Origin of the sequence: Paracoccus sanguinis, assembly GCF_900106665.1 — a bacterium.
Lineage (GTDB): Bacteria > Pseudomonadota > Alphaproteobacteria > Rhodobacterales > Rhodobacteraceae > Paracoccus > Paracoccus panacisoli.
This window is the reverse complement of the sequence record NZ_FNNA01000002.1, coordinates 489,211-515,014: the sequence shown is the minus strand read 5'-3', so window position 1 is coordinate 515,014 and position 25,804 is coordinate 489,211. Positions and strand designations below refer to the sequence as shown.

Genomic DNA, 25,804 nt, shown 5'->3' with positions numbered 1-25,804 from the left:
ATGCCGCTCGCGCGTCGATGGTTCCGCACCGAGGGCCTGTTTTACCCCTGTTCGTGGTCAAGTTTTCGGCACGGCGCCGCGCAGGCGGCGGGACTCCAATCATTTCCAGCGGCTTCGCCGACGCGGGAACCCGGTGCCCCGCAAGGTGTTGGCGAATATGCAACAGTGGCGCCTGACCCGACCGATTGCCGGACTCATCGGCTTTCCAACATCGGGCAGTTATGCGACTGTCGCTTCGATGCTGTCGGGCAACCGGCAGACTTCAAAAAAGTACGGAGCATGATCATGACCAAATTCGCTACCTTCGCCCTGGCCCTGGGCCTGTCCGCTTCGACCGCTCTGGCCGGTGGCTATGTCGCCCCCGTCGTGGACGTCGAGCCCGTCGTCGTCGACACCAAGCCGGCGTCGACCAACGCTGGCCTGGTTGTCCCGGCGCTGCTGCTGCTGGGCGTTATCGCCGCCGTTGCTTCGGACAGCGACGACGACGACGACGAGACCACCGACTGATCTCTGTCGGAATCGGAATGATTGGGGCCAGTCGCAAGACTGGCCCTTTTCCGTTTCAGGGTTCGCTGGCGACGCCTCCGCGATCGCCCGCATGAAAAAGGCCCGGCCGCCGCAGCGCCGGGCCTTTTCGCGTCGCCGTCGAGCGGTCGTCAGTTCCGCAGCACCTGGATAGTGACATAGCCGAGCGCCGGACCGATCCACTGGCGCGAGACGCCCGCGGCCGGAGCGTAGCTGTTCTCGAACCGCAGGCCGTGGCCCGCGCAGGCCTCGACCATCACGCCGGGCTTGGGACCGGGGCGGACCTCGCAGGTGAAGTCGATCGGCCGCTCTTTCCCGTCGCCGGAATAGTAGCGCATCACCCGCCGGGTGGTGCCCGACTGCCGCGCGGCGATCAGCGCCGGGGCCTGGCCCGGCTCGGCCACCGACAGGTCGTTGCCAAGGCCACGCGTGCCGCTCAGCATCTGGCCCCGCAGGATCACCGCCTGTTCGTTGCGGGTCATGAAGGTGCGCATCCCGGCATTCTCGCCGGTCATCGCCAGCACCTGGGTGGTCCCCATCCCCTCAAGCCCGACGAGGATCAGCGGCCCCTTGTTCACCGCCAGCGCCTCGGCCGCCATCGCCGCCGGATCGGCGGGCGCGGCCGGCTGGGCGGGGGCGCGGCGCGCCGCCATCACCTGCGCCAGCGCTCCGCGGGCGAGGGACAGATTCGTCGGCCCTTCCTCGGCGGTGTTGCGGCTCGAACAGCCCGCGGCCAGCGCCACCAGCGCGAGGCCCGCGGCCGCGTTGCGGATATGCCTGCTCATCGCCAGAACCTCCCCCAGCCGTCGTACATCTTGGTGGAATGGCTGTCGCGGATCGCGTCGTACAGCCGACCGTCCACGCGCACCCGCTGCCCGCCGTCACGGTTGAGCGAGCTGATCGTGCCGCCCACCGTGCGCTGCGAGGGCGTGCCGAGCGCCCAGGCGACCGGCGCGCGGATGGTGATGCCCTTGTCGAACGAGCCCTCGCCGAACTCTTCGGCGCTGAGGTCGGTCTTGGTGGCGTAGGCGCCGATCTTCCAGCCGTTGGCGAACTCGCGCGTCAGCGTCACCGTGGCGCCGTTGTCGCCGGCGAGATAGCGGCCCACGTCGAGCTGCCCGACGAAGCCGCCGCCGAACTCGTAATAGGCTGAGACGTGGCCGGTGGTGACCTCGTAGTCGAGGAACTCGAAGTTGTCGCGATAGTCGCGCTTCTTGACCTGGTTCACCTCGGCCCCGACCGCGAGACGCGAGTTGACCGGCTTCCACAGCACCTCGGCCGAGGCGCCGCCGTACATGTTCTCGAGCAGACCGACCGTCACCCGGCTGTAGACCTGCGGGGTGAGCTTGGCGTTCCAGTTCAGCGTCAGGTCGGTGATCCGCGGCTGCGAATTGCCCGAATACATCCGCCCGTCCGAACGGACGCGATAGACGCCGTTGTTCTGGGCGGTGATCTCGTCATCCGACATGGCGAGGTACTGGTCCACGGTCATGTCGCCCGGCGCATCCTGGTCGGCGTTGCCGAACACGCGCTGCCGGACCGAGCCCTTGACCGACAGGCCCGGGGTCAGGACGTAGCTGGCACTCGCCGCGGCGCCGACCTCGTAGCGCAGCGGCTGGTCGGGATCGAAGAGGCCGGTGGAGAGATAGGGCCGGATGCTCCAGCTGAAGCGCGGCGCGATGCCCGGCGACTGGACCAGCCCGGCGGGGCGCGGCTCGGCGTCGGTCAGCGCCGCGGCGGCGGCGATCTGCCCGGCCTCGGTGTTCTCCAGCCGCTCGACGTCGGCGCGCCGCATGGTCACGGACGAGGTCGGCATCCCGCCCTCGACCGAGGTCACGACGAGCGTCTCGACCGACGGGGGCAAGGCCCGGGTCATCAGCCGCGCGGTGCGGCCCACGGCTTCGGCCTGCTGGATGTAGCGGCTGTTGCGGATGCGGACCTCGGCGCGGTTGGCGGTCAGCACCATCGACTCGAGCGTCTGGCCTTCCTTGGCCAGCGCGTCGCCGAGCGCCTTCTGGATCGCCGGCTGCGCGGTGGGATCGCCGGCCCAGACGCCCGACCAGCCCTCGGGATCGGCCGCGGGGGCAGGGCGCAGGCGCACCGGCGCCGGGCCCTTTTCCAGCCCCGACGGGTGCGGCGCGCGGCGCGGGTTCAGCGTCATGCTGGCCTGGATGCCGAAGTGCTTGCCGCCCAGCACGTAGGCGCCGACCTGATAGTTCTCGCCGGCCTGGTAGCTGAACCCGAGATTGATGTTGTTCTTCAGCGGCTCCTTGTCCGAGAGCCACGGCCTGCGGGCGCAGTTCTCGGCGTCGCCGGTCTCGCAGGCGTAGTCGTCGCCCGAGTATTCCGCCAGCAGGGTCAGCCTGTCGGTCGCCCGGAACGAGACGCCGAGGAAGGGCGCGGCCTCGCCCTTGAACCACTGGTCGGTGTTGAGCGTGCCGCCGGTGCCCTCGTCCGGGGCGCCCCGGTCGCCGAAGGGCGCGCCGATCCCGCCGGTCGAGGCGAGCCGCCCCCAGCCGAGACCCGCCGAGACCCGCAGCCGCGGGGTGACCGTCTTGGTCGCCACGACATATTCCGAGGCGTAGAAGCCGGTGCCGATGAAATCCTGCAGGCCGACCGCGACCGAGGGCTGCCAGCTTCCCTCACGCTCGTCGAGCAGCAGCAGGCGGACGTCGAAGGAGCGGTCGCGGACATAGCCGCGGTCCTCTTCGGTGCTGTCGAAGCGGCCGTAGCGCAGCGTCGCCGACACCCGCGGCAGCACCTGGAAGCCCAGCCCCGTGCGGCTGCCGAGCTCGTTCCACGACAGCACCGCCGACAGCGTGGCGTCGGGCAGCGCCTCGGCGGTGGGCGTGTCGATGATGCCGGGCATCCCGTAGCGGTTCAGCACGGTGCCGATCATCGGGTCGGCCTGCGCGGGGGCGACCCCGGCGGCGACCGGCACGACCAGCACCAGCGCCACCGCCGGCAGGGCCGAGGCGAGCAGGCGGCGGCGGGCCGGCGAGCGGTGGCCCGGCAGGGTGGGGGGTGGGTCGGCGAGGGGGCGGCGCGGCGTCATGCGGTCGGTCCTTCTGAGCGGGCTGGCCGGTCCGCCCCGTCCGGCGCGCGTGGCACCCGGGGGCGGTCAGGATCTTCGGCAGCGGATGGGCGGCAGCGCGCCGCCCGCCCGAGTGGTCGTGGCCGGTCGGTCCCGGCGAAACTGTCGCACCGGCGCGCCCTTAGGGGGGACGCCGGCGGGTCGGGTCAGGCGCCGGGCTTCGTCGCCGGCTTGGCGGACGCGGCCGCCTTGGCGGCGGTGGGCGAGGCGCAGCCGGTGAAGGTTCGGCCGTTCGCGCGCAGCGTCGCGGTCATCGGCTGGCCGCCGCAATCCTGGCCGCGGATGTTCAGCGCAAAGGCGGTGTCGTTCAGCGTGCCCACGTATTCCACGCCCTTGGCATAGGCGAGGCGCTGGACGCTGACCGTCGCGGCCTTGGCGCCCGGCCGCTCGAACTTGACCGACTTGCCGCTGACCGTGGCGCTCCACCCCTCGCCGCCGGCGGTGAAGCTATTGATGTCCAGCGTCTCGGCGTCGGCGGTGGCGACGCGGGTGCGGTCGCCCGCGACCTCGAGCGGCTGCTGGGTCGGCGAGGCGCCGGTCGGCTCGGGGATCGAGGGCTTGGGCGGCGCGGCCGGGGCGGCGGGCGCCGCGACCACCGGCTCGGGCTTGTCCCACGGCATCCGGAAGTCCTTCATGGCCTGGTCGTCGCAGGCCGCCAGCGCCAGCGGCGCGGCCAGAATGATGAGGCGAAGTCGCATCGGTTCGGTTCCTGTCCCGTGCAGGCCCGCAGGACCTGCCTTGTTTTGCTGACAGCCTTACGTCACGCCGGGCCGCCAAGACAAGCGCAAGCGCCCGCCACCGGCAGGATCGCGCCCGGCTGTGGCATCAACACTTCGCGGGGTCGTGACCGCGCCCGCGCGTCAGCAGTTCGGCACGTTCACCGCCAGCCCGCCGAGCGAGGTCTCCTTGTACTTCTCGCTCATGTCGCGGCCGGTCTGGCGCATCGTCTCGATCGCCGCGTCGAGCGGCACGAGATGCGCCCCGTCGCCCCTGAGCGCGAGGCTCGCCGCCGACACCGCCTTGATCGCGCCCAGACCGTTCCGCTCGATGCAGGGCACCTGCACCAGCCCGCGCACCGGGTCGCAGGTCATCCCCAGGTGATGCTCGAGCGCGATCTCGGCGGCGTTCTCGACCTGTTCGGGCGTGCCGCCCAGCACCGCGGCCAGCCCCGCCGCGGCCATCGCGCTGGCGCTGCCGACCTCGGCCTGGCAGCCCGCCTCGGCCCCCGAGATCGAGGCGTTGTGCTTGACCAGCCCGCCCACGGCCGCCGCGGTCAGCAGGAAATCCCCGAGCTGCGCCCGGCTGGCCCCCGGCACATGATCGAGCCAGTAGCGGATCACCGCCGGCACCACGCCCGCGGCGCCGTTGGTGGGGGCGGTGACGACCTGCCCGCCGGCCGCGTTCTCCTCGTTCACCGCCATCGCATAGGCCGACAGCCAGTCGTTGACGACATGGGGCGGGGCGAGGTTCATCCCCCGCTCGGCCAGCAGCGACTGGTGGACGCCATGCGCCCGGCGACGGACGTTGAGGCCGCCGGGCAGGGTGCCCGTCGCGGCGAGGCCGCGGTCCATGCAGTCGGCCATCACCTTCCAGATCCGGTCGAGCCCGGCGTCGATCTCGGCCGTGCTGCGGCGGGTGCGCTCGTTGGCGCGCTTCATCGCGGCGATGGTGAGGCCCGAGGCCTCGGCCATGGCCAGCATCTCGGCGGCGGTGGCGAAGGGGTAGGGGACGGCCGCCGCCGCGTCGCTGCGCCGGTCGCCCGTGCGCTCGGCCAGTTCCGCCTCGGTCAGCACGAAGCCGCCGCCGATCGAGTAATAGGTCTCGCGCAGGATCACGTCGCCCTGCGCGTCGGTGGCCATCAGGATCATGCCGTTCGGATGCCCCGGCAGCGGCCGGTCGAAGTCGAAGATCAGGTCGCGGGCCGGGTCGAAGGCGAGCTGCCCCAGCCCCGCGGGGCTGACCGCGCGCTGGCTTTCGAGCGCGGCAAGCGCGGCCGCGGCGGCCTCGGCGTCCATCGTCTCGGGGGTCAGCCCGGCGAGGCCCAGCATCACCGCGCGGTCGGTGGCGTGGCCCTTGCCGGTAAAGGCGAGGCTGCCGTGCAGGCTCGCCCGCAGCCCGTGGGCGTGGAAGGGCGCGGCCCTGAGCGCCTCGAGGAACCGCGCCGCCGCCACCATCGGCCCCATCGTGTGCGAGGAGGAGGGGCCGATGCCGACCTTGAAGAGGTCGAAGACGGACAGGAACATCGCGTGGGCCTCATGGATCAGGGGCAGGGCGGGGCGGTCAGGGCGACGATAGGCCGCAGCCCGACGGTCGCCAAGTGGCGCGAAAGGGGGAGGTCTGGTGGGGCGGCGGGTGCGGCGGTTTGCTGGCAGCCCGCGGGGTCTGCACCCGATCCGACCTCCCCGGCTGCACACGGAGCGGCTGCCCGGACAGAGCCACCATCCTCGTTCGTTGAGTGGTTTGCAGAGTGACCTGAAAATGGGCATATGGCTGCAAACTGCGGCAGGCCGCGCATCCGCGTCCGCCGCGCCACCCGCGCCGCCGCGTCACCGCTACCCCCCGCCGCCCCGACAGGTCCAAGTGCCACCCATGACCACCCGCCCGACGCCTTCGCCCGCAACCCCCGCGCCCGAGCCGCCGATCCGGCTTGGCGGGATCACGCTCGGGGCGCCGGTGTTCCTTGCCCCGATGGCGGGGATCACCGACCTGCCGTTCCGCCGCGCTGTGGCCCGCCACGGCGCCGGGCTGGTGGTGAGCGAGATGGTCGCCTCGACCGAGATGGTGACGCCGCGTCCCTCGACCCGCGCCGCCGTCCGCGCCAAGGCGATGGTCGAGGAGAACGGCGTCCCGGTCAGCGTCCAGATCGCCGGGCGCGAGCCGGGGCCGATGGCCGAGACGGCGCGCATCGTCGAGGGCATGGGCGCCGCGATCATCGACATCAACATGGGCTGCCCGGCCCGCAAGGTCACCGGCGGTCTGTCGGGGGCGGCGCTGATGCGCGAGCCCGACCGGGCGCTGAGCCTGATCGAGGCGGTCGTGGCGGCGGTCCCCGACGTGCCGGTGACGCTGAAGATGCGGCTCGGGTGGGATGCCGATTGCCTGAACGCCTCCGACCTCGCCGCCCGGGCGCGGGACGCGGGCGTGCGGATGATCGTCGTGCACGGCCGCACCCGGGCGCAGTTCTATGACGGCGCGGCCGACTGGACGGCGATCCGCGCCGTCCGCGCGGCGGTCCCGGACCTGCCGCTGGTCGCCAACGGCGACGTGGTGGATGCGGCGAGCGCCAGCGCCGCGCAGACGGCGGCGGGGGCGGACGCGGTGATGGTCGGGCGCGGCGCGCAGGGCGCGCCGTGGCGGCTGGCCCAGATCGCCCATGCGCTGCACGGCACCGCCGCGCCCCGCGTGCCGGTCGGCGCCGCGCTCGCCGACGCGGTCGCGGCGCACCACGACGACATTCTGCAACATTACGGCGCGGCGCTGGGGATGCGCGTCGCCCGCAAGCACCTCGGCTGGTATCTGGCCGCGGCCGGGCTGCCCGACCCCGACGACGCGCGCCGCGCGCTGATGGCGGCGGATACACCCGCCGCGGCACAGGCGGCGATCCGGGCGGTCTTCGCCGGCGCCCCGGGCGAGCCCGGCCCCGCCGGGCGGCAGGCCGCCTGATGGCGCGCCGCGGGCCGTCCCGTGCGGCGCCGGCGGCGGCCTCCGCGCGCGCGCCGGCGCCTGATCATGCGCCCGATCCGGCGGCGCTTCTGGCCGCGCTGCCCGCCCCGGTGGCCAGCTTCGATGCCGAGGGGCGCTGGACCGGTCTCAACGAGGCCGCCGAGCTGTGGCTGAACCTCTCGACCCGCTCGGTCGCGGGGCTTTTCGCCGACGATCCGGCGCTGGCCGCGCGGCTGCGGGTCAGCCCGCCGCTCGGGCCGCTAATCGCCGCGGCCGCGCAGTCCGAGGACCCGACCCTGCACCCGCGCCTGCGGTTCGAGATCTCGGACCGCGCCGGCGGCTGGACCCTGCGCCGCGCGGCGCTGCAACTCGGCGCGCTGCCGGGCGGCGGGGTGGTGGCGCTGATCCGCCCCGAGGGGAACGGCGTCACGCCCCCCCGCCACGCCGCCCGCTCGGCCATCGGCATGGCCGAGATGCTGGCGCACGAGATCAAGAACCCGGTCGCCGGCATCCGCGGCGCGGCGCAGCTGCTGGCCGAGGGGCTCTCGCCCGAGGACCGCGAGCTGACCGACCTGATCGTGGCCGAGAGCCGCCGGATCGTCGCGCTGCTCGAACAGGTCGAGCGCTTCGGCGACACCACCGCGCCGCAGCGCCGGGCGGTGAACATCCACGACATCCTCGACCGGGCCCGCCGCAGCGTGCGGCTGAGCAGCGCGGCGCTGTCGGGCGGCACGCCGCGGATGGTGACCGAATACGACCCCTCGCTGCCCGAGGCGCTGGTCGACCCCGACCGGCTGATGCAGCTGGTCCTGAACCTCTTGCGCAACGCCGCCGAAGCGCTCGACCGCGAGGCGCGGGCGCCGGGCGACCCGCGCGGGGCGCCGCTGATCCGGCTGCGCACCCACTACGACGGCGCGGTGCGCGGCGAGGACGGCACCCCCCTGCCGCTGCAGCTCGAGATCGAGGACGACGGCCCCGGCATCCCCGAAGCCATCGCCGAGCAGATCTTCGAGCCCTTCGTCTCGGGCCGCGAGAACGGCACTGGGCTGGGGCTGGCGCTGGTCAGCAAGATCGTGACCGAGCACGGCGGCCGCATCCAGGTGTACAGCCGCCCCGGCCGCACCCTGTTCCGGCTGTCGCTGCCGATGGCCCGCGGGACCGGCAAGGCGGCCGACCCCGGCCCCGCGCCCGAGACGACCCGAGAGACGACGAAAGAAACGGCCGCACTCCCCGGCCGGGAAGGAGCATCCTGATGGACGGAACCGTCCTGGTCGCCGACGACGACCGCACCATCCGCACCGTTCTGACCCAGGCGCTGACCCGCGCCGGGTGCCGCGTCCACGCGACGGGCAGCCTCGGCCAGCTCATGCGCTGGGTGGAAGAGGGGCGCGGCGACGTGGTGGTGACGGATGTGATGATGCCGGACGGCAACGGGCTGGACCTCGTGCCGTCGATCGCCCGCGCCCGGCCGGGCCTGCCGGTGATCGTGATCTCGGCCCAGAACACCATCGTGACGGCGATCCGGGCGACCGAGGCGTCGGTCTTCGACTACCTGCCCAAGCCCTTCGACCTGCCCGAGCTGATGGCCCGGGTGCGGGCCGGGCTGGGGCGCCACCCGCGCCGGCCCGCCCCGCCGCCCGCGCCGCAGCCGGGCGCGCCGGCCGCCGCCGCCGCGCCGGCCGCCGCCGCCGCCCCGTCCGCGCCGCCCCCGCCCCCGGCCGCCGCCGACGACCCCGCCGCGCTGCTCATCGGCCACGCGCCGGTGATGCAGGCGCTGTTCCGCACCGTCGCGCGGGTGGTCAACACCGACCTTGCCGTGATCGTCGCGGGCGAGCCGGGGACCGGGCGCAGCACGCTCGCCCAGGCGATCCACGCCCTGGGCGAGCGCCGCGCCGAGCCGCTGGTCCGCCTGACCGCCGCCGACCCCGCCGACAGCCTCGCCGCGCGGCTTGAGGCGGCGCAGGGCGGCACGCTGATCCTCGAGGACCCGGCGGGGTGGGAGCCCGCGGCCCAGACCCGCATCGCCGGGCTGATCGAAGCCGCCGAGACCGGCCCCGAGCGTCACCGCGCCCCCCGCCTCGTCGCCACCACCGGCCCCGACCCCGAGGCCGACGCGACCGAGGGGCGGCTGCGCCCCGACCTCTACTACCGCCTCGCGGGCCTCGTGCTGACCGCCCCGCCGCTCAGGGCGCGGCTCGACGACCTGCCGGCGCTCGCCCGCCAGCTCATCGCCCGCTCCGGCACCCAGCCCGCGCCCGAGCTGAGCGACGGCGCGCTCGAGGCGTTGCGGGCGCACCCGTTCCCCGGCAACCTGCGCGAGCTCGACAACCTGCTGCGGCGGCTGGCGCTGACCGCCTCGGGGCAGGGCGCGATCGAGGCCGCCGACGTGACCGCCGCCCTCGCCGGCCCGGCGACCCCGCGGGGCGGAGAGCTGCGCGGTGCCCGCGACGGGCGGCTGACCGACGCGGTCGAGCTGCATCTGCAGCGCTATTTCGACCTGCACGGCGACCAGCTGCCGCCGCCCGGCCTCTATGACCGGATCATGCGCGAGGTCGAGCGGCCGCTGATCCAGATCGCGCTCGACGCCTGCGCGGGCAACCAGCTGCGCTGCGCCGAACTGCTGGGGATCAACCGCAATACGCTTCGCAAGAAGGTGAGCGACCTGAATATCGAGGTGACACGCCGCCGCCGCGTGATGTAAAACGGTCACAGGGTCACGGGCAATCGTTACGCCCGTGCCACATGAACGCCGCGGTGACAGCGGCGGACCGAGGGCGAGTGCAGGCGGTGACGCGGGCAGCGGCAAGAGCAGGCGGGGCGCAAGCTGCCGCCTTTGCGGGGCGACCCTGGGACCGTCTGGCCCGGCTGCGCCGGCAACGCCGCATTCAGACCGCCGCCATCGCCTTCATGGTCGTGCTGGGCCCGGTGCTGGCGCTGGCGACCTATGGCGTGATGGGCCCGCTGAGCGAGCGCACCGCCAGCCGCGGGCTGCGGCTGATCCTGCTGGCCGATCTGATCTACATCCTGCTGCTCGTCGGCCTCGTCGCGGCGCGCATGGTCGGGATGCTGGCCGCGCGGCGCACCGCCGCGGGCTCGCGCCTGCACATGCGCCTCGTGGGCGTCTTCACCGCGCTGGCGCTGGTGCCGACGGTGCTGGTGGCGCTGTTTGCCGGGCTGACCGTCAACATCGGCCTTGAAGGCTGGTTCTCGGACCGGGTGCAGCAGGTCGTCTCGACCTCTCTCTCGGCGGCCGAGGCCTATCAGGACGAACACCGCCGCGACCTCAGCGCCGACGCGCAACTGCTGGCGCGGGTGCTCAACGATGCCTCGCGCGGCGCGCCGGTGCTGGACGACGGCACGATCCGCACGGTGCTGACCGACGGCCAGGCGCTGATCCAGCGCGGCCTGCGCGAGGCCTATGTCATCGACGCCTCGGGCGCGATCCGGGCGCGCGGCGACCGCAGCTATCGCTTCTGGTACGAGCAGCCGACCGAGGCGCAGTTCCGCAGCGCCGACCGCGACGGGATCGTGCTGATCGAGGACTGGCAGAACAACGAGTTCCGCGCCCTCGTCCACCTCGACCGGCTGTCGAACCGCTATCTCTACGTCACCCGCGACGTGGACGGCAGCCTGCTGGGGCTTCTGGACGACACCCGCGCCACGGTCGGCGAGTATCAGGAGCTTGAGCGCACCCGCAGCCGGGTGCTGGCCGAGTTCTCGCTGCTCTACCTTGGCTTCGCGCTGCTGCTGGTGGCGGCGGCAATCTGGCTGGGGCTGTGGTTCGCCGAGCGGCTGTCGCGGCCCATCGGGCGGCTGGCCGAGGCGTCCGAGCAGGTGGGCGAGGGGAACCTCGACGTGCAGGTGCCCGAGCCCGACACGGGCGACGAGATCCAGGTGCTCGGGCAGAGCTTCAACCGCATGACCCGCCAGCTCAAGACCCAGCGCGAGGAGCTGGTCGAAAGCTACCGCGCCGCGGATGAGCAGCGGCGGCTGTTCGACAGCGTGCTGGCCTCGGTCACCGCGGGGGTGATCGGGCTCGACGAGGCAGGGCAGATCGACTTCGTGAACCGCTCGGCCACGCGGCTTCTGGGCCTCGACCCCGAGGCCGACCACGACCGCCCGTTGGCCGAGGCGGTGCCCGAGTTCGCGCTGCTCTTCCAGCGCCTCGGCGCCTCGGTCGCCGACAGCGTGCAGGACGAGGTGCGGCTGAACCGCGAAGGCCGGATCGAGAGCCTGCTCGTCCGCATCGCCGCCCGGCTGGCCGAGGACGGGTCGGTGGCGGGCTACGTGATCGCCTTTGACGACGTGACCGAGCTGGTCTCGGCGCAGCGCATGGCCGCCTGGGGCGACGTGGCGCGGCGCGTCGCGCACGAGATCAAGAACCCGCTCACCCCGATCCAGCTGTCGGCCGAGCGCATCCGCCGCAAGTTCGGCCGCCTCGCCACCGCTGACGAGGACCGCGAGGCGCTGACCCAGTACACCGAGGTCATCATCCGCCAGACCGGCGATCTGCGCCGGATCGTGGACGAGTTCAGCCGCTTCGCCCGGATGCCCGAGCCGGACCGGCGCGAGACGGACCTCGCCCGGCTCTTGCGCGAGGCGGTGGTGCTGCAGCAGGACGCGATCGAGGGCGGGGTGGCGACCGCCATCCCCGACGCCCCGGTGATCGTCGACTGCGACGCGGGCATGATGGGGCAGGTGTTCACCAACCTGCTGAAGAACGCGGGCGAGGCGCTGCGCGACCGCCCGGCGGGCGACTGGCAACCCGCCGTCACGGTCGAGATGCTGGCCCGCCCCGACGCGGTCACCATCCGCATCTGCGACAACGGCGTGGGCCTGCCCGAGGACCGGGGGCGGCTCTTCGAGCCCTACGTGACCCTCAAGCCCGGCGGCACCGGGCTGGGCCTGCCGATCGTCAAGAAGATCGTCGAGGAACACGGCGGCACCCTGACCCTCACCGACGCGCCCCCCGACCCCACCGGCCACCGGGGCGCGCTGGCCGAGATCCGCATCCCCCGCGAACGCCAGCCGGTCCGCATGGCCGCGTCGCGCAAGCAGAAACTGGAAGAGGCGAACGGCACATGAGCGACATTCTGATCGTTGACGACGAACGGGACATCCGCGAGCTGATCGCGGACATCCTCGGCGACGAGGGGGTTCCGACCCGCACCGCGGCGAACTCGGACGAGGCGATCGCGGCGCTGAATGCCGAAGAGCCGGCGCTGATGATCCTCGACATCTGGCTCAAGGACAGCCGGATGGACGGCATCGACATCCTCAAGCAGGTCAAGCGCAACAACCCCTCGGTGCCGGTGGTCATCATCTCGGGGCACGGCAACATCGAGATCGCGGTCGCGGCGATCAAGCAGGGCGCCTATGACTTCATCGAGAAGCCCTTCAACATCGACCAGCTGATGGTGGTCATCACCCGGGCGATGGAGACCAGCCGCCTGCGGCGCGAGAACGTGCAGCTGCGCCGGAAAGAGGTGACGGCGGCCGAGATGCTGGGCCACTCGGCCCCGTTCCGGCGGCTGCGCGACAACCTCGACAAGGTGGCCAAGTCGAACGGCCGGGTGATGCTCTCGGGCGAGCCGGGCTCGGGCAAGGAGCTGGCGGCGCGTTATATCCACGCCCATTCGCCGCGCGCCGACGCGCCCTTCGTCACCGTGCCCTGCGCCACCATCGAGCCCGAGCGGATGGAGGAGGTGCTGTTCGGCCGCGAAACCCCCGAGCGCGGGATCGAGCCGGGGCTGCTCGAACAGGCCCACGGCGGGGTGATCTACTTCGACGAGGTGGCCGACATGCCGCTCGGCACCCAGCCCAAGATCCTGCGGGTGCTGACCGAGCAGCAGTTCCAGCGCGCGGGCGGCAGCGACCGGGTGCGGGTCGACCTGCGGGTGATCTCGTCCACCAACCGCGACCTCGGGTCCGAGATCGCCGCCGGCCGCTTCCGGCAAGAGCTGTTCGACCGGCTGAACGTGGTCCCGGTGCCGGTCCCCTGCCTCGCCGAGCGGCGCGACGACATCGCCGAGCTCGCGCGCCACTTCATCGCCCAGTTCCACGCCACCCAGGGCCTGCCCGAGCGCGAGCTGCCCGACGAGACGGTGGCCGCGCTGCAGGCGATGCGCTGGCCGGGCAACATCCGGCAACTGAGGAACGTGATCGAGCGGGTGCTGATCCTCGGCGACGGCACCGGGCCGATCCAGCCGGGCGAACTCGACACGCAAGGGGCGACGCCCGACAACGGCGAGGCGCTGGCGCTGGGGCCGCAGATCACCGCGCTGGCGCTGCGCGAGGCGCGCGAGCTCTTCGAGCGGGAATACCTGCTGGCGCAGATCAACCGCTTCGGCGGCAACATCAGCCGCACCGCCCAGTTCGTGGGGATGGAGCGCAGCGCGCTGCACCGCAAGCTCAAGTCGCTGGGCGTCGTGGGCGGAATGCGGGTGGACGACGAGATCATGGCGAAATAGCACCCCCGCGCCCCCCCCTTGCGCGGGGGCGAGCCCGGACGCCTTCGGCGAGGGTGTTCGGGCCAGAAAGAAGCAGCGGGGCGCACGCCCTTTCTTTCTTGTCCAAATATCCCGGGGGTCCGGGGGCTGGCCCCCGGTCCGACCGTAGGGTCAGCGTCAGTCGCGGGCCAGCGGGTCCCAGCCGCCCGGGGTGCGCTCGACGGTGTCGTCGTCCTCGGGCGCGTCCTCGGGGGGCGCGCCGTCCAGCGCCGCAAAGGCGATGCGCTGGCGGTCGGTCCAGAGGACGCGGATAAGGTGGCCGTCCTCGCCCGCCGTCTCGCCCTCGACCACGCCCGCGGCGTGCAGCCAGGCGCGGCGGCGGCCGTCCTCGAACGGGACCGTGACCTCGGCCGCGACCCGCGGCTCGTCCAGCCCCCCGGCCAGCGCCGTGTCGATGGCGGCGACGAGGTCCTCGATCCCCTCGCCCGACAGGGCGCTGACCGCCTGCACCCCCTCGCGCCGCGCGTCGGTGCGGCGCAGCGCGGCGCGCGTCTCGGGCGAGAGCGCGTCGATCTTGTTCCAGACCTCGATCAGCGCCACGTCCTCATCCACCCCCAGCCCGTCGAGGATGTCGCCGACATCGGCCGCCTGTTCCTCGGTCTCGGGGTGCGAGATGTCGCGGACGTGCAGGATCAGGTCGGCCTCGAGCACCTCTTCCAGCGTGGCGCGGAAGGCCGCGACCAGCTCGTGCGGCAGGTCCGAGATGAAGCCCACGGTGTCCGACAGGATCACCCGCCGCCCCTTGGCCTCGCCGTCCGCGCCGGGGAGGTTCACCGCCCGCATGGTCGGGTCGAGCGTGGCGAAGAGCATGTCCTTGGCCACCACCTCGGCCCCGGTCAGGCGGTTGAATAGCGTCGATTTCCCGGCGTTGGTGTAACCCACCAGCGCGACGATCGGATAGGGCACCTTGGCACGCGCCGCGCGGTGCAGCGTGCGGGTGCGGACCACGCGCTCAAGCTGCCGGCGCAGGCGGATCATCTGGTCGTCGATGGCGCGCCGGTCGGCCTCGATCTGCGTCTCGCCGGGGCCGCCGACGAAGCCGAAGCCGCCGCGCTGGCGTTCGAGGTGGGTCCAGGCGCGGACCAGCCGGGTGCGCTGATAGCTGAGCGCGGCCAGTTCCACCTGCAGCACGCCCTCGCGCGTGCGGGCGCGGTCGGCGAAGATTTCGAGGATCAGCCCGGTGCGGTCGAGGATCTTGACGTCCCAGTGCTTTTCCAGGTTGCGCTGCTGCACGGGCGTCACCGGCCCGTCGATCAGCACCAGCTCGGCCCCCTCGCCGTCGGCGGCGGCGGCGATCTCGGCCCCCACCTCGTCGAGCTTGCCGGACGAGAACAGCATCCCCGGCGCCGGGTTGCGCAGCCGCACGACGCTCGCCCCCACCACCTCGATGGCGGGCAGGGCGCGGGCCAGCGCCACCGCCTCCTCAAGCGCCAGCTCGGGCGAGCGGCGCTGCCCCCGGCGGTCGCCGAGGTCGGGGTGGATGACGTAGGCGCGGGTCGGGCGGGTGGCGGTCGAGTGCGGCTCGGCCACTCAGTCCTCGCCTTCGTACAGGCTGATCGGCTGGCCCGGCATGATGGTCGAGATCGCGTGCTTGTAGACGAGCTGCGACTGGCCGTCGCGGCGCAGCAGCACGCAGAAATTGTCGAACCAAGTGATGACGCCCTGCAATTTGACGCCGTTGATGAGGAAGATCGTCACCGGAACCTTGGCCTTACGGACGTGGTTCAGAAACGCATCCTGAAGGTTCTGCTTGTCGCCGGCCATGCGGGACACCTTTTCTTGTTATTGGGCAGGATCAATACGTCGGGCAGACAGTTCACATCTAGGCGAGCGTCCCAAATGTGACAAGCCGACCCGTGCGGGCGGCACGGGATGCCCGGGCAGGGTGTTTCCCTTTCGCAACGGCACGCTATGCTCCCTGCGCCTGATCCCCGCGTTGAGGAGCGCCCGTCGATGCAGTCCGTCTTTCACCTCGCCTATCACGTCACCGATCTCGACGCGGCGCGGGCGTTCTATGGCGGGGTGCTGGGCTGCGCCGAGGGACGCTCGACCGACACCTGGGTCGATTTCGACTTCTTCGGCCACCAGATCAGCCTGCACCGGGGGCAGCCCTTCGCCACCACGAACACCGGCAAGGTCGGCGACCACATGGTGCCGATGCCGCACCTGGGCGTGGTGCTGGGGATCGAGGACTGGCGCACCCTCGCCGACCGCCTGACCGCGGCGGGCGTGCGCTTTGAGCTTGAGCCCCACATCCGCTTCCAAGGCGAGCCGGGCGAGCAGGGGACGATGTTCTTCCGCGACCCGTCGGGCAACCCGATCGAGGTCAAGGGCTTCGCCGACACCGCCGGGATCTTCGCCCGCTAGCGCCGCGCCCTAACGCCGCCACGCCCCGGGCGAGAGCAGCGCAAGGATCGCCAGCATCTCGAGCCGACCGGCGACCATCGCCGCGGCGAGGATCGCCTTGTTGACGGTGGACAGCCCCGCCCAGCCGGCCCACGGGCTGCCGGCGATGCCGGCGCTGCCCTCGAACACCGGGATCAGCGGGATCGCCTCGGCGAGTTGCCCGGTGTTGGTCAGCGCCGCGACGCTGAGGATCGTCGCCGTCTCGAACGCCACCGGCCTGAGCGAGACGAGCGCGATGGTCACCACGATCGAGAGCGCGAAGACCATGAAGAAGACGAAGGCCAGATAGGCGCCGCTGCCCCGCAGCCGCCGCGTGATCGGCCCGCCGCCCGCGACCGAGGCGGGGTGGACGATCTTGTCCAGCTCGCGCCGCGCGTGCAGCCCGAGCGCAAAGACCCGCAGCAGCTTCACGCCGCCCGCCGTGGTGGCGACGCCGCCGCCCATGATGGCGAGGCCCGCGAGCATCAGCCCCGGCGCCGAAAGCCCCGCCCAGGCGCGCGCCCCGTCCCAGTGAACCGAGGTCCAGCCGGTGGTGGTCAGGAAGGACAGCGCCGTGAACCCCGCCCCCCAGGCCGCCGCCGCCGCCCGGGCGAGCCCGCCGGCGAGGCTGTCGGCGGCAGGCTCGGGCGTCGAGACCGGCTGCACGCCGTCGTCGAAGGCGCCGATGAAGGGGCGCAGGAACAGCACCAGCGTGACCAGCAGCACCAGCCCCGCGGCCATTCGCAACTCGGGGTCGTTGCGCAGCCGGCGGCTGGCCTTCAGCTCGCCTCCCCCCGGCCAGCCGCGGCGGGTCAGCGCGGTCAGCATGAAGGCCGCGATGAGGGCCTCGGCCGCGACCCCGCCGCTGGCGCCCACCGGCTGGCCGGTCAGCCCGACCCCGCTGGTCGAGAGCGTGCCCATCGCCCGGATCAGCGAATCGAGGCTGCCCGCGCCGGTCATCATCAGCAAGAGCCACAGAAGCCCCGTGGCGCCCGCGTACATCGGCACGATCGACTGCCCCCAGCGGATCATCCGCAGCGCCGGGTCGGCGAGGTGGGCGGCATAGTCGCGCCCCGGCCGCAACTGCGAGCGGGTCGGCCCCTCGATCCGGCCGAAGCGGTCGTCGGCCCCGGCCGAGCGGTCCATCACCTCGAACCCGCCCAGCCGCAGCGGCGCCATCATGGCGATGGCCGCGACGAGGATGAACATGCCCCCCAGCCACCCCAGCGTCGCCCGCCAAAGATGCAGCGTCGGCGGCAGCTTCTCGGCGACGTAGAGCGAGGCGCCGGTGGTGGTGAGGCAGGACAGCATCTCCCACCAGGCGTTGAAGAGGCCGGTGTCGGGGATTACCGCGGCGAAGGGTACGGCGGCCAGCAGCGGCAGCCCGGCGAAGACGCCCAGAAGCGTCGCCAGCACCTGCGGCGCCGGTGCGGTGGCCGGGGCGCTCGCCGTGGCGAGCCCGGCGATCACGCCGAGGACCAGCAGCCCCGCGGCGCTGCTCGCGAAGATCGCGGCGATGTCGGGGGCGCCGGTCGCTGCGGCGTGGGCGGCGGGGATCAGCATCGCCAGCGCCAGCACCAGCGCGGCGATCACCAGAACCGGCAGCCGTCCGAGGCAATCCACCCGCGCCGCCCCCTCAGAACCAGTCGGCCGAGATCTGCAGCAGCTGCTCGACCTCGGCGATGTCGCCCGAGAGCGCGAAGATCAGCACCAGGTCGCCGGCCTCGAGCCGCGTGTCGGGGCGCGGCTTGATGACCTCGCCCTGCTTCTCCACCGCCGCCACCAGCGCCCCGCGCGGCAGATCGAGGTCGCGCAGCACAGCCCCGGCCAACGGCGAGCCGGGCAGCACCTGCGCCTCGATCAGCTCGGCCTCGGCGTCGCCCATCGCATAGACGTCGCGCACGAGGCCGCGGCGGATGTGGCGCAGGATCGAACTGACGGTGACCGCGCGCGGGCTGATCTGGGCGTCGATCCCGAGGCTCGCGGCCAGCGGCAGCAGCGTCGGGTCGTTGATCAGCGCGATCACCATCCGCGCCCCCGCCTGCCGCGCCCGCACGGCGGCGAGGATGTTGGTGCGGTCGTCCTCGGTCAGCGTCACCACCGCGTCGGCCTGGCGCACGCCCGCCTCGGCCATGACCTCGGGGGCCATGCCGTCGCCGTGCAGGACGATGGTGCGCTTGAGCCCCTCGGCCGCGGCCTCGGCGCGGTCGCGGTTGCGCTCGATCAGCTTGACGTTCATCCCCGCCCGGGTGTCGAGCGTCTGCGCCACGGCCAGCCCGATGTTGCCGCCGCCGATCAGCACCACCCGGCCGATCCGCTCGGTCGGCATCCCGAAGATGTCGAGCGTGCGGGCGATGTCGGCCTCGGGCGCCACCACATAGGCCTTGTCGCCGGCGTGCAGCTGGTCGCCGGGCTCGGGGGCGAAGAACCGCTCGCCCCGACGGATGCCGACGACGATGGCGCGCAGGCCGAAGAAGGTCTGGTCGAGCTGGCGCAGCGGCGCGTGCAGGATCTGGCATTCGTTGTCGAGCGACAGCGCCACCATCCGCACCTTGCCGTCCATGAAGGTCTCGGTGTCGAAGGTGCTGGGCGCGTCGAGCCGCGCCAGCGCCGCCTGCGCGACCTCGCGCTCGGGGCTGATGACCACGTCGATGGACAGGCTGTCGGCCTGGTAGAGGTCGGCGTATTCGGGCTTGAGATAGCCGCGGCCGCGGATCCGCGCGATCCGGCGCGGCACGGTGAAGAGCGCGTGGGCGACCTCGCAGGCGACGATGTTGACCTCGTCCGAGGCGGTCGCGGCGATCAGCAGGTCGGCGTCGCCCGCGCCTGCGCTGTCGAGCACCTCGGGGTGGCTGGCGTGGCCCACGACCCCCTGCACGTCGAGCGCGTCGTTGGCCTGCTGGATCAGGCGGTGGTCGTGGTCGATGAGCACGATGTCGTGGCGCTCGCCCGAGAGCTGCCGGGCGATCTGCCAGCCGACCTGTCCCGCGCCGCAGATGATGATCCTCATGCCGCCCCTCGCCGCGATGCTGGCTTGGGGATAGGCGCTCAGGGGCGAGGGGGCAATGGGGTGGGGCGTTTGCGGGGGGTGGGAGGGGCTGGTTGGTCCGCGGGGCGGGGGTGGTGGAGGGGGGCGGGGTCGGGCGGGGGTGGGTCCGCGGGTGGCGGTGCGCGTCCTACGGTGGGATGGGCGACGGGCGTGTCCGGCGGCGTCGGGCTGATTGGCTCCGTCTCCTGTCGCGGCGCCGCGAGGAAAACTTGCACAGGTGACGCGGCTCCGAGGTCAGGGGCAGCCGAGCTGGGAGTGAGCCGCAGCGCGTTCATCGCGGGTGCTCAACGGGATGAGCTTCGGACGTGATGCCGGAACTTCACAGGCGTTACGGCGACCCGATGGCGCTGGCGGCGGTGGTGCTTTCGGCGCTGCTGATCCATCCGCTGGCGCGGTGGAAGCGTTGGCTCTAGCAACCGCCGGTCACGACCAGAACACGTCCTGCAGGCCCGGCTGTTCGGTTGAGCGGTCCGCTTTCGGCACCCTGCCCGCGGTCAGCGGCATCGACGATCCGCTCGGTCGACACCCGCTCGGGCGCATAGCTCAGCGCCAGCCGCCCGCGGGTGCGGCGCTCGGCCACGACCCCCTCGTGCGGCGGCGCCCGCGCAGCGGATCAAAGATCCGCTCGGCCGGTACCTGCTCGAGCGTGGAGCTGAGGGCCAGCCGCCCGTCGGCGCGGCACTGGGCTGCGACCCCTTCGGGGAGCGGCGGCAGCGAACCGGCCTACGGGCCAGACCTAGCCCATGCTGCGCGGATGCCTTGGCCGACCGATTTTGCTACCCGCAATCGCTCCCGGAACACCCGGGGTGACGAAGTGAGAACTTTGATCAAGGAGGTCCGCCAACCCTGCCGATCCAGCGTGCGGCGGCCGCCAGATTGCCCCGTTACCGCGGACTGCCCCGTTACTGTTCGCGGAAAGCCCCCAGGGTGCGTAGTGAAGAACTCCCAAAACAAAAGCATCGGCGCCTCGACCGATCCAGCAAACCGCGGACTGCCTGCGTCCCCCTACTGCTCGCGGAACGACCGGGCGCCTTGGTGAATAACTTCTAAACCCGAAGGCCCGCAAATCCGACCGATGCAACGTCCCCGACCGTCCGATTTCTCCGCGCTACTGCTCGCGGCCCCGGCTGTCGTGGTGAAGAACGTCTGCCCCGGAAGCATCGCCGACCTGCCCCCCACGGACTACCGCCCGCCCGCCTGCTTCCCCCGCCCTACTGCTCGCGGAACGCCCGTACGAAATAGTCGCTCAGCGGCTTGACCAGATAGGCGAGCGGGCTGCGCTCGCCGGTCTGGATGTAAACCTCGACCGGCATCCCCGGGATCAGCGCCAAGTCGCCCAGCTTGTCGCGCTCGGATTGCGGCAGCGTGACCTCGGCGCGGTAGAACTGCATCCGCGAGGCCTCGTCCACCACCGCGTCGGCCGAGACGCGGGCCAGCGTGCCGTCGATCTCGGGCGTGGTGCGGCTCGAGAAGGCCGAGAACCGCAGCACGACCTGCTGCCCGACGTGCACCTCGTCCACGTTGATCGGGGCGATGCGGGCGGCGATGACCAGCGGGCGGTCCTGCGGGATCAGGTACATCACCGGCTCGGCCGGGCGGATCACCGAGCGCGGCGTCGTGACCTGCAGCTGGTGGATGATCCCCGAGACGGGGGCGCGGATGTCGAGCCGGGCGATCTGCTCGGTCAGGCCGCGGCGGCGCTCGGCCAGCTCGAGCTCGCGGTAGCCGAGGTCGCGCAGCTCGGTCTCGGCCTGCTCGCGCCGAGTCGCGGCGAGGCGCAGCTTGCTGATCCCGATCTCGGTGATCTGGGTCTGCCCCTGCGCGCGGCCCGCCTTGAGCTCGCCCAGCTGCCCGTCGAGCCGCGCCGCCTCGCGTTCCAGCGCCAGCACCCGCGGGGCCTGCGCGAGGCCCTTGTCGAGCAGGCTCTGCGCATCCTTCAGCTCGCGCCCGATCAGCACCCGCTGCTGGTCGAGCGCGACAGTCTGCGCGTCGATCCCCTCGATCTGCTGGCCGACCTGCTCGGCCTGGGCGTCGAGCTGCTCGGTGGACTGGTGGAGCGTGTCGAGGCGCGAGCGGAAGAGGCTCGTCTGCCCGTCGATCATCGCCTGAAGGTCGGGACGCGAGGGTGCCAGCTCGGTCAGCTCGGTCGGAAAGGTGATCTCGGGCTGGTCCACGCGCTCGGCCTCGAGCCGGCCGCGCCGGGCCAGCACCTCGAAGTACTGCCCTTCGACGATGGCGAGCTCGGTCCTGAGCAGCGTCCCGTCGAGGCGGATCAGCAGGTCGCCCGCGGCGACGGTCTGGCCCTCGCGCACGGCGATCTGCTCGACCACCCCGCCCTCGGGGTGCTGGACGACCTGGCGGTGCTGCTCGACCTCGACCTGGCCGGGGGCGACGACGGCCCCGGCGATGCGCGAGAAGACGGCCCAGCCGCCGAACCCGCCGATGAGCAGCAGCAGCCCGAAGACCCCGAGCAGGACCGCCCCGCGCGCCGACCAGCGGGCGGCGGGTGGCGTGGGCGGCGGAGTGAGCGGCGCCCCGGTGGCCGGCGGGCCGCCGCGGCCGGTGCGGCGTGGAGGCCGGGGCGGGCTGCCGCCGGTGTCCGAGAGCGAGGCCACCGCCGCGGTGCCGAGCGGGTTGGCCGCGCCCGGTTGCGGCGTGGGCTCCTGGGCCGCGCGCGCGGGCGCGGGCGCGGCGCTGCGCGTGGGGGCCGGGGTGTCGGGGCCGGGGGGCGAGGCGGTCGTGGGTGCGCGTGGCGGTGCAAGGGCGGCCGGGTGGGGCGGGGTGCCACCAGAGGACGTGCCGAGGCGGTTCGTGCTGGAAACGGCTTGGCCGGGCGTCGGGGACACCGTGTCCGGGCCACCCACCGTCGAATCAGCACCAGCGGCGGCAGACGCCTCACCAGCAGCCAACACGGCCTCGTCCGTCTGACCGGAAGGCACCGACTCGGCGCGGTGTCCGGGGGGGCTTGCGGTCATGTCACGCCTCCGCCCGCACCCTTGGCGCGGTTGATCGTCTCGGCGTTGCGGACGGTCGAGCGCAGCACCTCGTCGCGGGGCCCGAAGGCCTGGCGGGTGCCCTGGCTCATCACCAAGAGCAGCTCGCACTCGGCGATGGCGGCCGGGCGGTGGGCCATGATGATCACCGCGCCGCCCCGCGCCTTGATGGCCCGGATCGCGAGGTTCAGCGCCTCGGACCCCTCATTGTCGAGGTTCGAATTCGGCTCGTCGAGGACGAACAGCACCGGGTCGAGATAGAGCGCGCGGGCCAGCCCGACGCGCTGGATCTGCCCGCCCGAGAGCCGCGCGCCGGCCTGCGCGATCGGCGTGTCGTATCCCTGCGGCAGGTCGAGAATCATCCGGTGCGCCGCCGCCGCGGTCGCCGCGCGGACCACGGCATCAGGGTCGGGCGAGGGCGAGAGCCGGGCGATGTTCTCGGCGATGGTGCCGTCGAACAGCGTCACCTGCTGGGGCAGATAGCCGATCAGCCCCCCGAGCACGTCCGGGTCATACTGCTCGAGCGTCGCGCCATCGAGGCGGATCGCCCCGCCCGCCGCCGGCCAGGCGCCGATCAGCGCCCGCGCCAGCGTGGACTTGCCCGCCCCGGACGGGCCGATCACCCCGAGCGCCTGCCCGGGGCCGAGCGAGAAGCTGACCCCGCGCAGCGTCGGCACCGACTGGCCGGGCGGCACCACGGTCAGGTTCGACACCTCGAGCCGCGCGGCCGGGCGGGGCAGGGGTGTGCGCGGCGGCTGCGGGGGGCGGCGGCTCAGCAGGTTGCCCATCCGCGCCCACCCGTCCTGGGCGCGCTGGATCACCTGCCAGCCGCCGACGATCTGCTCGATCGGCGCCAGCGCCCGGCCCATCAGGATCGAGCTGGCGATCATCGCGCCCGGCGTCACCTCCTGCCGCAGCACCAGCCACGCCCCGGCGGCCAGCAGCGCCGACTGCAGGAACAGCCGGAAGGTGCGCGAGAACACCGCGAAGAACGAGCCGCGGTCGGCGCCGGTCATCGTCGCCTGCGCCATGCGCTCGCGCGCCCCGCGCCAGCGCAGGAAGGTCGCCTGCCGCATCCCGAGCGCGCCGATCAACTCGCCCTCGTCGCGGTAGAGGTCGGCGGCGCGGTCGGCGGTCTGGCCGGACAGCACCGCCTGCTGCAGCGGCCGGCGCGTCAGCGACTGGTTGAGCCAGGTGGTGATGACGAGAATCAGCCCGCCGATGGTGGCCACCACACCCAGCACCGGATGAAAGAGATAAAGCCCGGCGAGGAACACCGGCGCCCAGGGCAGGTCGAACAGCGCCATCAGCACCGGCGAGCCGATGAGCTGGCGCACCGCCTCGAGATCGCGCAGCCCGCCTTGCGCGGCATGGGTCTGGCCGGTTGCCGCGCCCTCGGCGAGGGCGGCCTGGAACACCCGCTGTTCCATCCGGTCCTGAAAGCGCATCGCCACGCGGGCCATCACCCGGGTGCGGGCAAAGTCGATCAGCCCCATCATGGCAAAGAGAAACGCCACCAGCGCGAACAGCGCCGCGAGCGTCGGGACCGAGCGACTGCCCAGCACCCGGTCATAGACCTGCATCATGAAGAGCGGCCCGGTCAGGTTCAGCAGGTTCACCGCGACCGAGAACACCGCGACGGCCGCGACCAGCCCCAGGCTGCCCCCACGGGCGGCCCTGAGTTCGGCGAATCCGTCATGCCGTCCGGGTGGCGCTGCCATCGTCCCCTATCCCGTCGCAGGCTCGTGTCATCGTCCAGTTGCCTGGCCGGTTGCCGCGGTCCGCTTCCGTCACTATCCCAGCCGCAATGGCGTAAACAGGCCCGACGTCGGCTTCATCGCACGGACGGGTTAAGGAGAGGTTCATGGCCGCGATTTCCATTCGCCCGCGCGGGGCGCTTGCCGCTGCGGCACTCGCGCTTCTCGCAGGCTGCGCCTCGGCGCCCGAGGGGCAGATCGCCGACCCCTACGAGCCGATGAACCGGCAGGTCCACGCCTTCAACAAGTCCCTGGACGCCACCGTGCTGCGCCCGATCAGCCGCGCGGTGCGCCGCGGCGACGGCGAGGCGGTCACGGCGTCCGCCGCCCCCAATCCCCACCCGTGGGAGCCGGGGCCGGGCCCGGTCGAGATGGTCGGCAACTTCGGGTCGAACCTCTCGCTGCCGGGCAAGGTGGTCAACAGCCTGCTGCAGGGCCGCCCCCAGCCGGCGGCGCAGAACGCGGCGCGGTTCCTCGTCAACTCGACCCTCGGGCTGGCCGGAGTCTTCGATCCCGCGGGGCGCGAGTTCGCGCTGCAAGAGATCGACACCGACTTCGGCGAGACGCTGCACGTCTGGGGGGTGCCCGCGGGCGCCTATCTCGAGCTGCCGGTCCTCGGCCCCTCGACCGAGCGCGATTTCGCCGGGAAGATCGTCGATTTCGTGCTGATCGACCCGCTCGACAGCGTGCTGACGTCCGAGCAGAAGGCGGCGGGCACGGTGGCGCGCATCGTCTCAAAAGCCGGTGAGCGGGCGCGTTTCGGCTCGACCGTGGACTCGGTTCTGCACGACAGTGCCGACAGCTACGCGCAGGCCCGGCTGCTCTACAGCCAGCACCGCCGTTTCGAGCTCAAGCAGGAAGAGGACGTCATTGACCCATATGCCGATTGAGACCCGCCGCGGGTTCCTGGGCCTGATGGCCACCGGGGCGCTGGCCGTGGGCTTGCCCGCCATGCCGGCCTGGGCCGCGTTGTCTGCCGCCAGCGCCACCGCCGCCATCCAGCGCGCCGTGGACGAGGTCTTCGCCATCATCAACGCCGGCAGCCCGCCGGCCGAGATGTACCGCCGCTTCGAGGGCGTGTTCACCCGCCACGCCGACGTGGACGCCATCGCCCGCTCGGCGCTGGGACCGGCGGCGCGCGGGCTCGACCCGGCCACCTTCGGGCGCTTCAAGCAGGCGATGACCGGCTATATCGCGCGCAAGTACGGCAAGCGGTTCCGCGAGTTCATCGGCTCGAAGATCGAGGTCGGAGGCGCCAAGCCGGTCAAGTCGTTCTGGTCGGTCAGCTCGACCGCCTATCTGAACGGGCGCAGCCCGATGCAGGTCGACTGGCACATCTCGGACAAGACCGGGCAGCCGCGGTTCTTCAACCTCATCATCGAGGGGGTGAACATGCTCGCGTCCGAGCGCGAGGAGATCGGCGCGATGCTGGCCCGCCGCAAGGGCGATTTGAACGGGCTGATCGCGGATCTGCAGCAGGCGGGCTGACCGCATCCCACCTGCGCCACGAGAAAGGGCCCGCCGGACTCGCGGGCCCTTTTCGTTTGGGCGCGGCGGTCAGGTGACGCCGGGGTCAGTTGAGGCCGGGGATGGCGTTCAGCGCCTCGGCCAGCGCATCGCCGCCGGTGGCGGGCGCGGTGGCGCCGCGGTCGGCCGGGGCAGGGGCCGGGGCCGTGCCGCCCTGGGCTGCGGCCAGCGCGGCCTCGATCGCGGCGCTCTGGGCGGGGGTGCGGGTCTCGGCGGTGCCGACCGTCGCCCCGGCGGTGCGCGGCGCGCGAGCGGGAGCGGGGGCGGGGTCCGGCGCGGCGGCGCTGCGTGCGGGCGGGGCG

Annotated in this window: 20 protein-coding genes; 9 read left to right on the top strand and 11 right to left on the bottom strand. The window is 72.7% G+C overall.

All coding sequences use genetic code 11. The features are described 5' to 3' along the window. Positions 1-279 precede the first annotated feature (279 nt). Positions 280-507: a hypothetical protein gene (locus tag BLW17_RS08985; protein WP_036704148.1), complete on the top strand. Its 228-nt coding sequence runs from the start codon at positions 280-282 to the stop codon at positions 505-507. Between the two features lie 149 nt (positions 508-656). Here the strand turns inward: BLW17_RS08985 and BLW17_RS08980 are convergent, their stop codons facing one another. The 4 genes from BLW17_RS08980 to BLW17_RS08965 form a co-directional block, all read right to left on the bottom strand. Further along, positions 657-1,310, bottom strand: a complete 654-nt coding sequence (locus tag BLW17_RS08980) for a YjbF family lipoprotein (protein WP_036736335.1) — start codon at positions 1,308-1,310, stop codon at positions 657-659. Next, positions 1,307-3,580 (bottom strand): YjbH domain-containing protein, encoded by a 2,274-nt coding sequence (locus BLW17_RS08975; RefSeq protein WP_074826451.1) that lies wholly within the window; start codon positions 3,578-3,580, stop codon positions 1,307-1,309. Before BLW17_RS08975 ends, BLW17_RS08980 begins: the two co-directional genes overlap by 4 nt. A gap of 185 nt (positions 3,581-3,765) precedes the next feature. Further along, positions 3,766-4,317 carry a hypothetical protein gene (locus BLW17_RS08970; protein WP_036736487.1) on the bottom strand — a complete coding sequence of 184 codons (552 nt, stop codon included), beginning with the start codon at positions 4,315-4,317 and terminating at the stop codon, positions 3,766-3,768. 162 nt (positions 4,318-4,479) lie between these two features. Then, positions 4,480-5,862 carry an L-serine ammonia-lyase gene (locus BLW17_RS08965; RefSeq protein WP_036736485.1) on the bottom strand — a complete coding sequence of 461 codons (1,383 nt, stop codon included), beginning with the start codon at positions 5,860-5,862 and terminating at the stop codon, positions 4,480-4,482. Positions 5,863-6,208: 346 nt separating this feature from the next. Here BLW17_RS08965 and dusB point away from each other — a divergent pair, with 346 nt between their 5' ends. The 5 genes from dusB (at position 6,209) to ntrX (ending at position 13,752) form a co-directional block, all read left to right on the top strand. Beyond that, entirely contained in the window at positions 6,209-7,282 is a 1,074-nt protein-coding gene (gene dusB / locus BLW17_RS08960) for a tRNA dihydrouridine synthase DusB (protein WP_052176642.1), read from the top strand. After that, positions 7,282-8,535, top strand: a complete 1,254-nt coding sequence (locus BLW17_RS08955) for a two-component system sensor histidine kinase NtrB (RefSeq protein WP_074826449.1) — start codon at positions 7,282-7,284, stop codon at positions 8,533-8,535. Before dusB ends, BLW17_RS08955 begins: the two co-directional genes overlap by 1 nt. After that, the gene (locus BLW17_RS08950; RefSeq protein WP_074826445.1) at positions 8,535-9,983 is read left to right on the top strand and encodes a response regulator; all 1,449 of its coding nucleotides are present in this window, start codon (positions 8,535-8,537) and stop codon (positions 9,981-9,983) included. Before BLW17_RS08955 ends, BLW17_RS08950 begins: the two co-directional genes overlap by 1 nt. A gap of 206 nt (positions 9,984-10,189) precedes the next feature. After that, on the top strand, positions 10,190-12,367 hold the full coding sequence (locus BLW17_RS08945; protein ID WP_231572833.1) for a sensor histidine kinase NtrY-like: 2,178 nt from the start codon (positions 10,190-10,192) through the stop codon (positions 12,365-12,367). Further along, complete coding sequence (gene ntrX, locus BLW17_RS08940; RefSeq protein WP_036735859.1) at positions 12,364-13,752, top strand: nitrogen assimilation response regulator NtrX; 1,389 nt, start codon at positions 12,364-12,366, stop codon at positions 13,750-13,752. The genes BLW17_RS08945 and ntrX overlap by 4 nt, the downstream gene beginning before the upstream one ends. Before the next feature lie 156 nt (positions 13,753-13,908). Here ntrX and hflX read toward each other — a convergent pair whose 3' ends face one another. Both hflX and hfq read right to left on the bottom strand, forming a co-directional pair. Next, on the bottom strand, positions 13,909-15,321 hold the full coding sequence (hflX, locus tag BLW17_RS08935) for a GTPase HflX (RefSeq protein WP_081969228.1): 1,413 nt from the start codon (positions 15,319-15,321) through the stop codon (positions 13,909-13,911). Further along, complete coding sequence (hfq, locus tag BLW17_RS08930; protein ID WP_020949330.1) at positions 15,322-15,555, bottom strand: RNA chaperone Hfq; 234 nt, start codon at positions 15,553-15,555, stop codon at positions 15,322-15,324. 189 nt (positions 15,556-15,744) lie between these two features. Between hfq and BLW17_RS08925 the strand changes: the two genes are divergently transcribed. Beyond that, positions 15,745-16,158, top strand: coding sequence for a VOC family protein (locus tag BLW17_RS08925; protein ID WP_036711886.1), 414 nt, complete (start codon positions 15,745-15,747; stop codon positions 16,156-16,158). Between the two features lie 9 nt (positions 16,159-16,167). On the opposite strand, the gene BLW17_RS08920 is transcribed toward BLW17_RS08925, so the two are convergent. The 5 genes from BLW17_RS08920 to BLW17_RS08905 all read right to left on the bottom strand — a co-directional run bounded on the left by BLW17_RS08920 (position 16,168) and on the right by BLW17_RS08905 (position 23,939). Continuing rightward, on the bottom strand, positions 16,168-17,799 hold the full coding sequence (locus tag BLW17_RS08920; RefSeq protein ID WP_036735857.1) for a potassium transporter TrkG: 1,632 nt from the start codon (positions 17,797-17,799) through the stop codon (positions 16,168-16,170). Between the two features lie 13 nt (positions 17,800-17,812). After that, positions 17,813-19,186 (bottom strand): Trk system potassium transporter TrkA, encoded by a 1,374-nt coding sequence (trkA, locus tag BLW17_RS08915; RefSeq protein ID WP_036735855.1) that lies wholly within the window; start codon positions 19,184-19,186, stop codon positions 17,813-17,815. Positions 19,187-19,634: 448 nt separating this feature from the next. Next, positions 19,635-19,805, bottom strand: a complete 171-nt coding sequence (locus BLW17_RS18320) for a hypothetical protein (protein WP_211656933.1) — start codon at positions 19,803-19,805, stop codon at positions 19,635-19,637. A 631-nt stretch (positions 19,806-20,436) separates the two neighbouring features. After that, the gene (locus tag BLW17_RS08910) at positions 20,437-21,699 is read right to left on the bottom strand and encodes an HlyD family type I secretion periplasmic adaptor subunit (protein ID WP_052176685.1); all 1,263 of its coding nucleotides are present in this window, start codon (positions 21,697-21,699) and stop codon (positions 20,437-20,439) included. Between the two features lie 497 nt (positions 21,700-22,196). Further along, a complete protein-coding gene (locus BLW17_RS08905; RefSeq protein WP_074826443.1) occupies positions 22,197-23,939 on the bottom strand; it encodes a type I secretion system permease/ATPase in 1,743 nt (580 codons plus the stop codon). 143 nt (positions 23,940-24,082) lie between these two features. Between BLW17_RS08905 and BLW17_RS08900 the strand changes: the two genes are divergently transcribed. Together BLW17_RS08900 and BLW17_RS08895 are read left to right on the top strand one after the other, a co-directional pair. Then, a complete protein-coding gene (locus BLW17_RS08900; protein ID WP_036736924.1) occupies positions 24,083-24,865 on the top strand; it encodes an MlaA family lipoprotein in 783 nt (260 codons plus the stop codon). After that, entirely contained in the window at positions 24,855-25,463 is a 609-nt protein-coding gene (locus BLW17_RS08895; RefSeq protein WP_036736926.1) for an MlaC/ttg2D family ABC transporter substrate-binding protein, read from the top strand. The genes BLW17_RS08900 and BLW17_RS08895 overlap by 11 nt, the downstream gene beginning before the upstream one ends. The last annotated feature ends 341 nt before the right edge of the window (positions 25,464-25,804 follow it).

What these genes read in the sequence shown, in the direction of transcription:
- BLW17_RS08900 (WP_036736924.1), top strand. Translation starts at nt 24,083, where the DNA reads ATGGCCGCGATTTCCATTCGCCCGCGCGGGGCGCTTGCCGCTGCGGCA.
- BLW17_RS08980 (WP_036736335.1), bottom strand. Translation starts at nt 1,310, where the DNA reads ATGAGCAGGCATATCCGCAACGCGGCCGCGGGCCTCGCGCTGGTGGCG.
- BLW17_RS08905 (WP_074826443.1), bottom strand. Translation starts at nt 23,939, where the DNA reads ATGGCAGCGCCACCCGGACGGCATGACGGATTCGCCGAACTCAGGGCC.
- ntrX (WP_036735859.1), top strand. Translation starts at nt 12,364, where the DNA reads ATGAGCGACATTCTGATCGTTGACGACGAACGGGACATCCGCGAGCTG.
- BLW17_RS08895 (WP_036736926.1), top strand. Translation starts at nt 24,855, where the DNA reads ATGCCGATTGAGACCCGCCGCGGGTTCCTGGGCCTGATGGCCACCGGG.
- dusB (WP_052176642.1), top strand. Translation starts at nt 6,209, where the DNA reads ATGACCACCCGCCCGACGCCTTCGCCCGCAACCCCCGCGCCCGAGCCG.
- BLW17_RS08955 (WP_074826449.1), top strand. Translation starts at nt 7,282, where the DNA reads ATGGCGCGCCGCGGGCCGTCCCGTGCGGCGCCGGCGGCGGCCTCCGCG.
- trkA (WP_036735855.1), bottom strand. Translation starts at nt 19,186, where the DNA reads ATGAGGATCATCATCTGCGGCGCGGGACAGGTCGGCTGGCAGATCGCC.
- BLW17_RS08975 (WP_074826451.1), bottom strand. Translation starts at nt 3,580, where the DNA reads ATGACGCCGCGCCGCCCCCTCGCCGACCCACCCCCCACCCTGCCGGGC.
- BLW17_RS08970 (WP_036736487.1), bottom strand. Translation starts at nt 4,317, where the DNA reads ATGCGACTTCGCCTCATCATTCTGGCCGCGCCGCTGGCGCTGGCGGCC.
- BLW17_RS08965 (WP_036736485.1), bottom strand. Translation starts at nt 5,862, where the DNA reads ATGTTCCTGTCCGTCTTCGACCTCTTCAAGGTCGGCATCGGCCCCTCC.
- BLW17_RS08985 (WP_036704148.1), top strand. Translation starts at nt 280, where the DNA reads ATGATCATGACCAAATTCGCTACCTTCGCCCTGGCCCTGGGCCTGTCC.
- BLW17_RS08945 (WP_231572833.1), top strand. Translation starts at nt 10,190, where the DNA reads ATGGTCGTGCTGGGCCCGGTGCTGGCGCTGGCGACCTATGGCGTGATG.
- BLW17_RS08950 (WP_074826445.1), top strand. Translation starts at nt 8,535, where the DNA reads ATGGACGGAACCGTCCTGGTCGCCGACGACGACCGCACCATCCGCACC.
- BLW17_RS08925 (WP_036711886.1), top strand. Translation starts at nt 15,745, where the DNA reads ATGCAGTCCGTCTTTCACCTCGCCTATCACGTCACCGATCTCGACGCG.
- hfq (WP_020949330.1), bottom strand. Translation starts at nt 15,555, where the DNA reads ATGGCCGGCGACAAGCAGAACCTTCAGGATGCGTTTCTGAACCACGTC.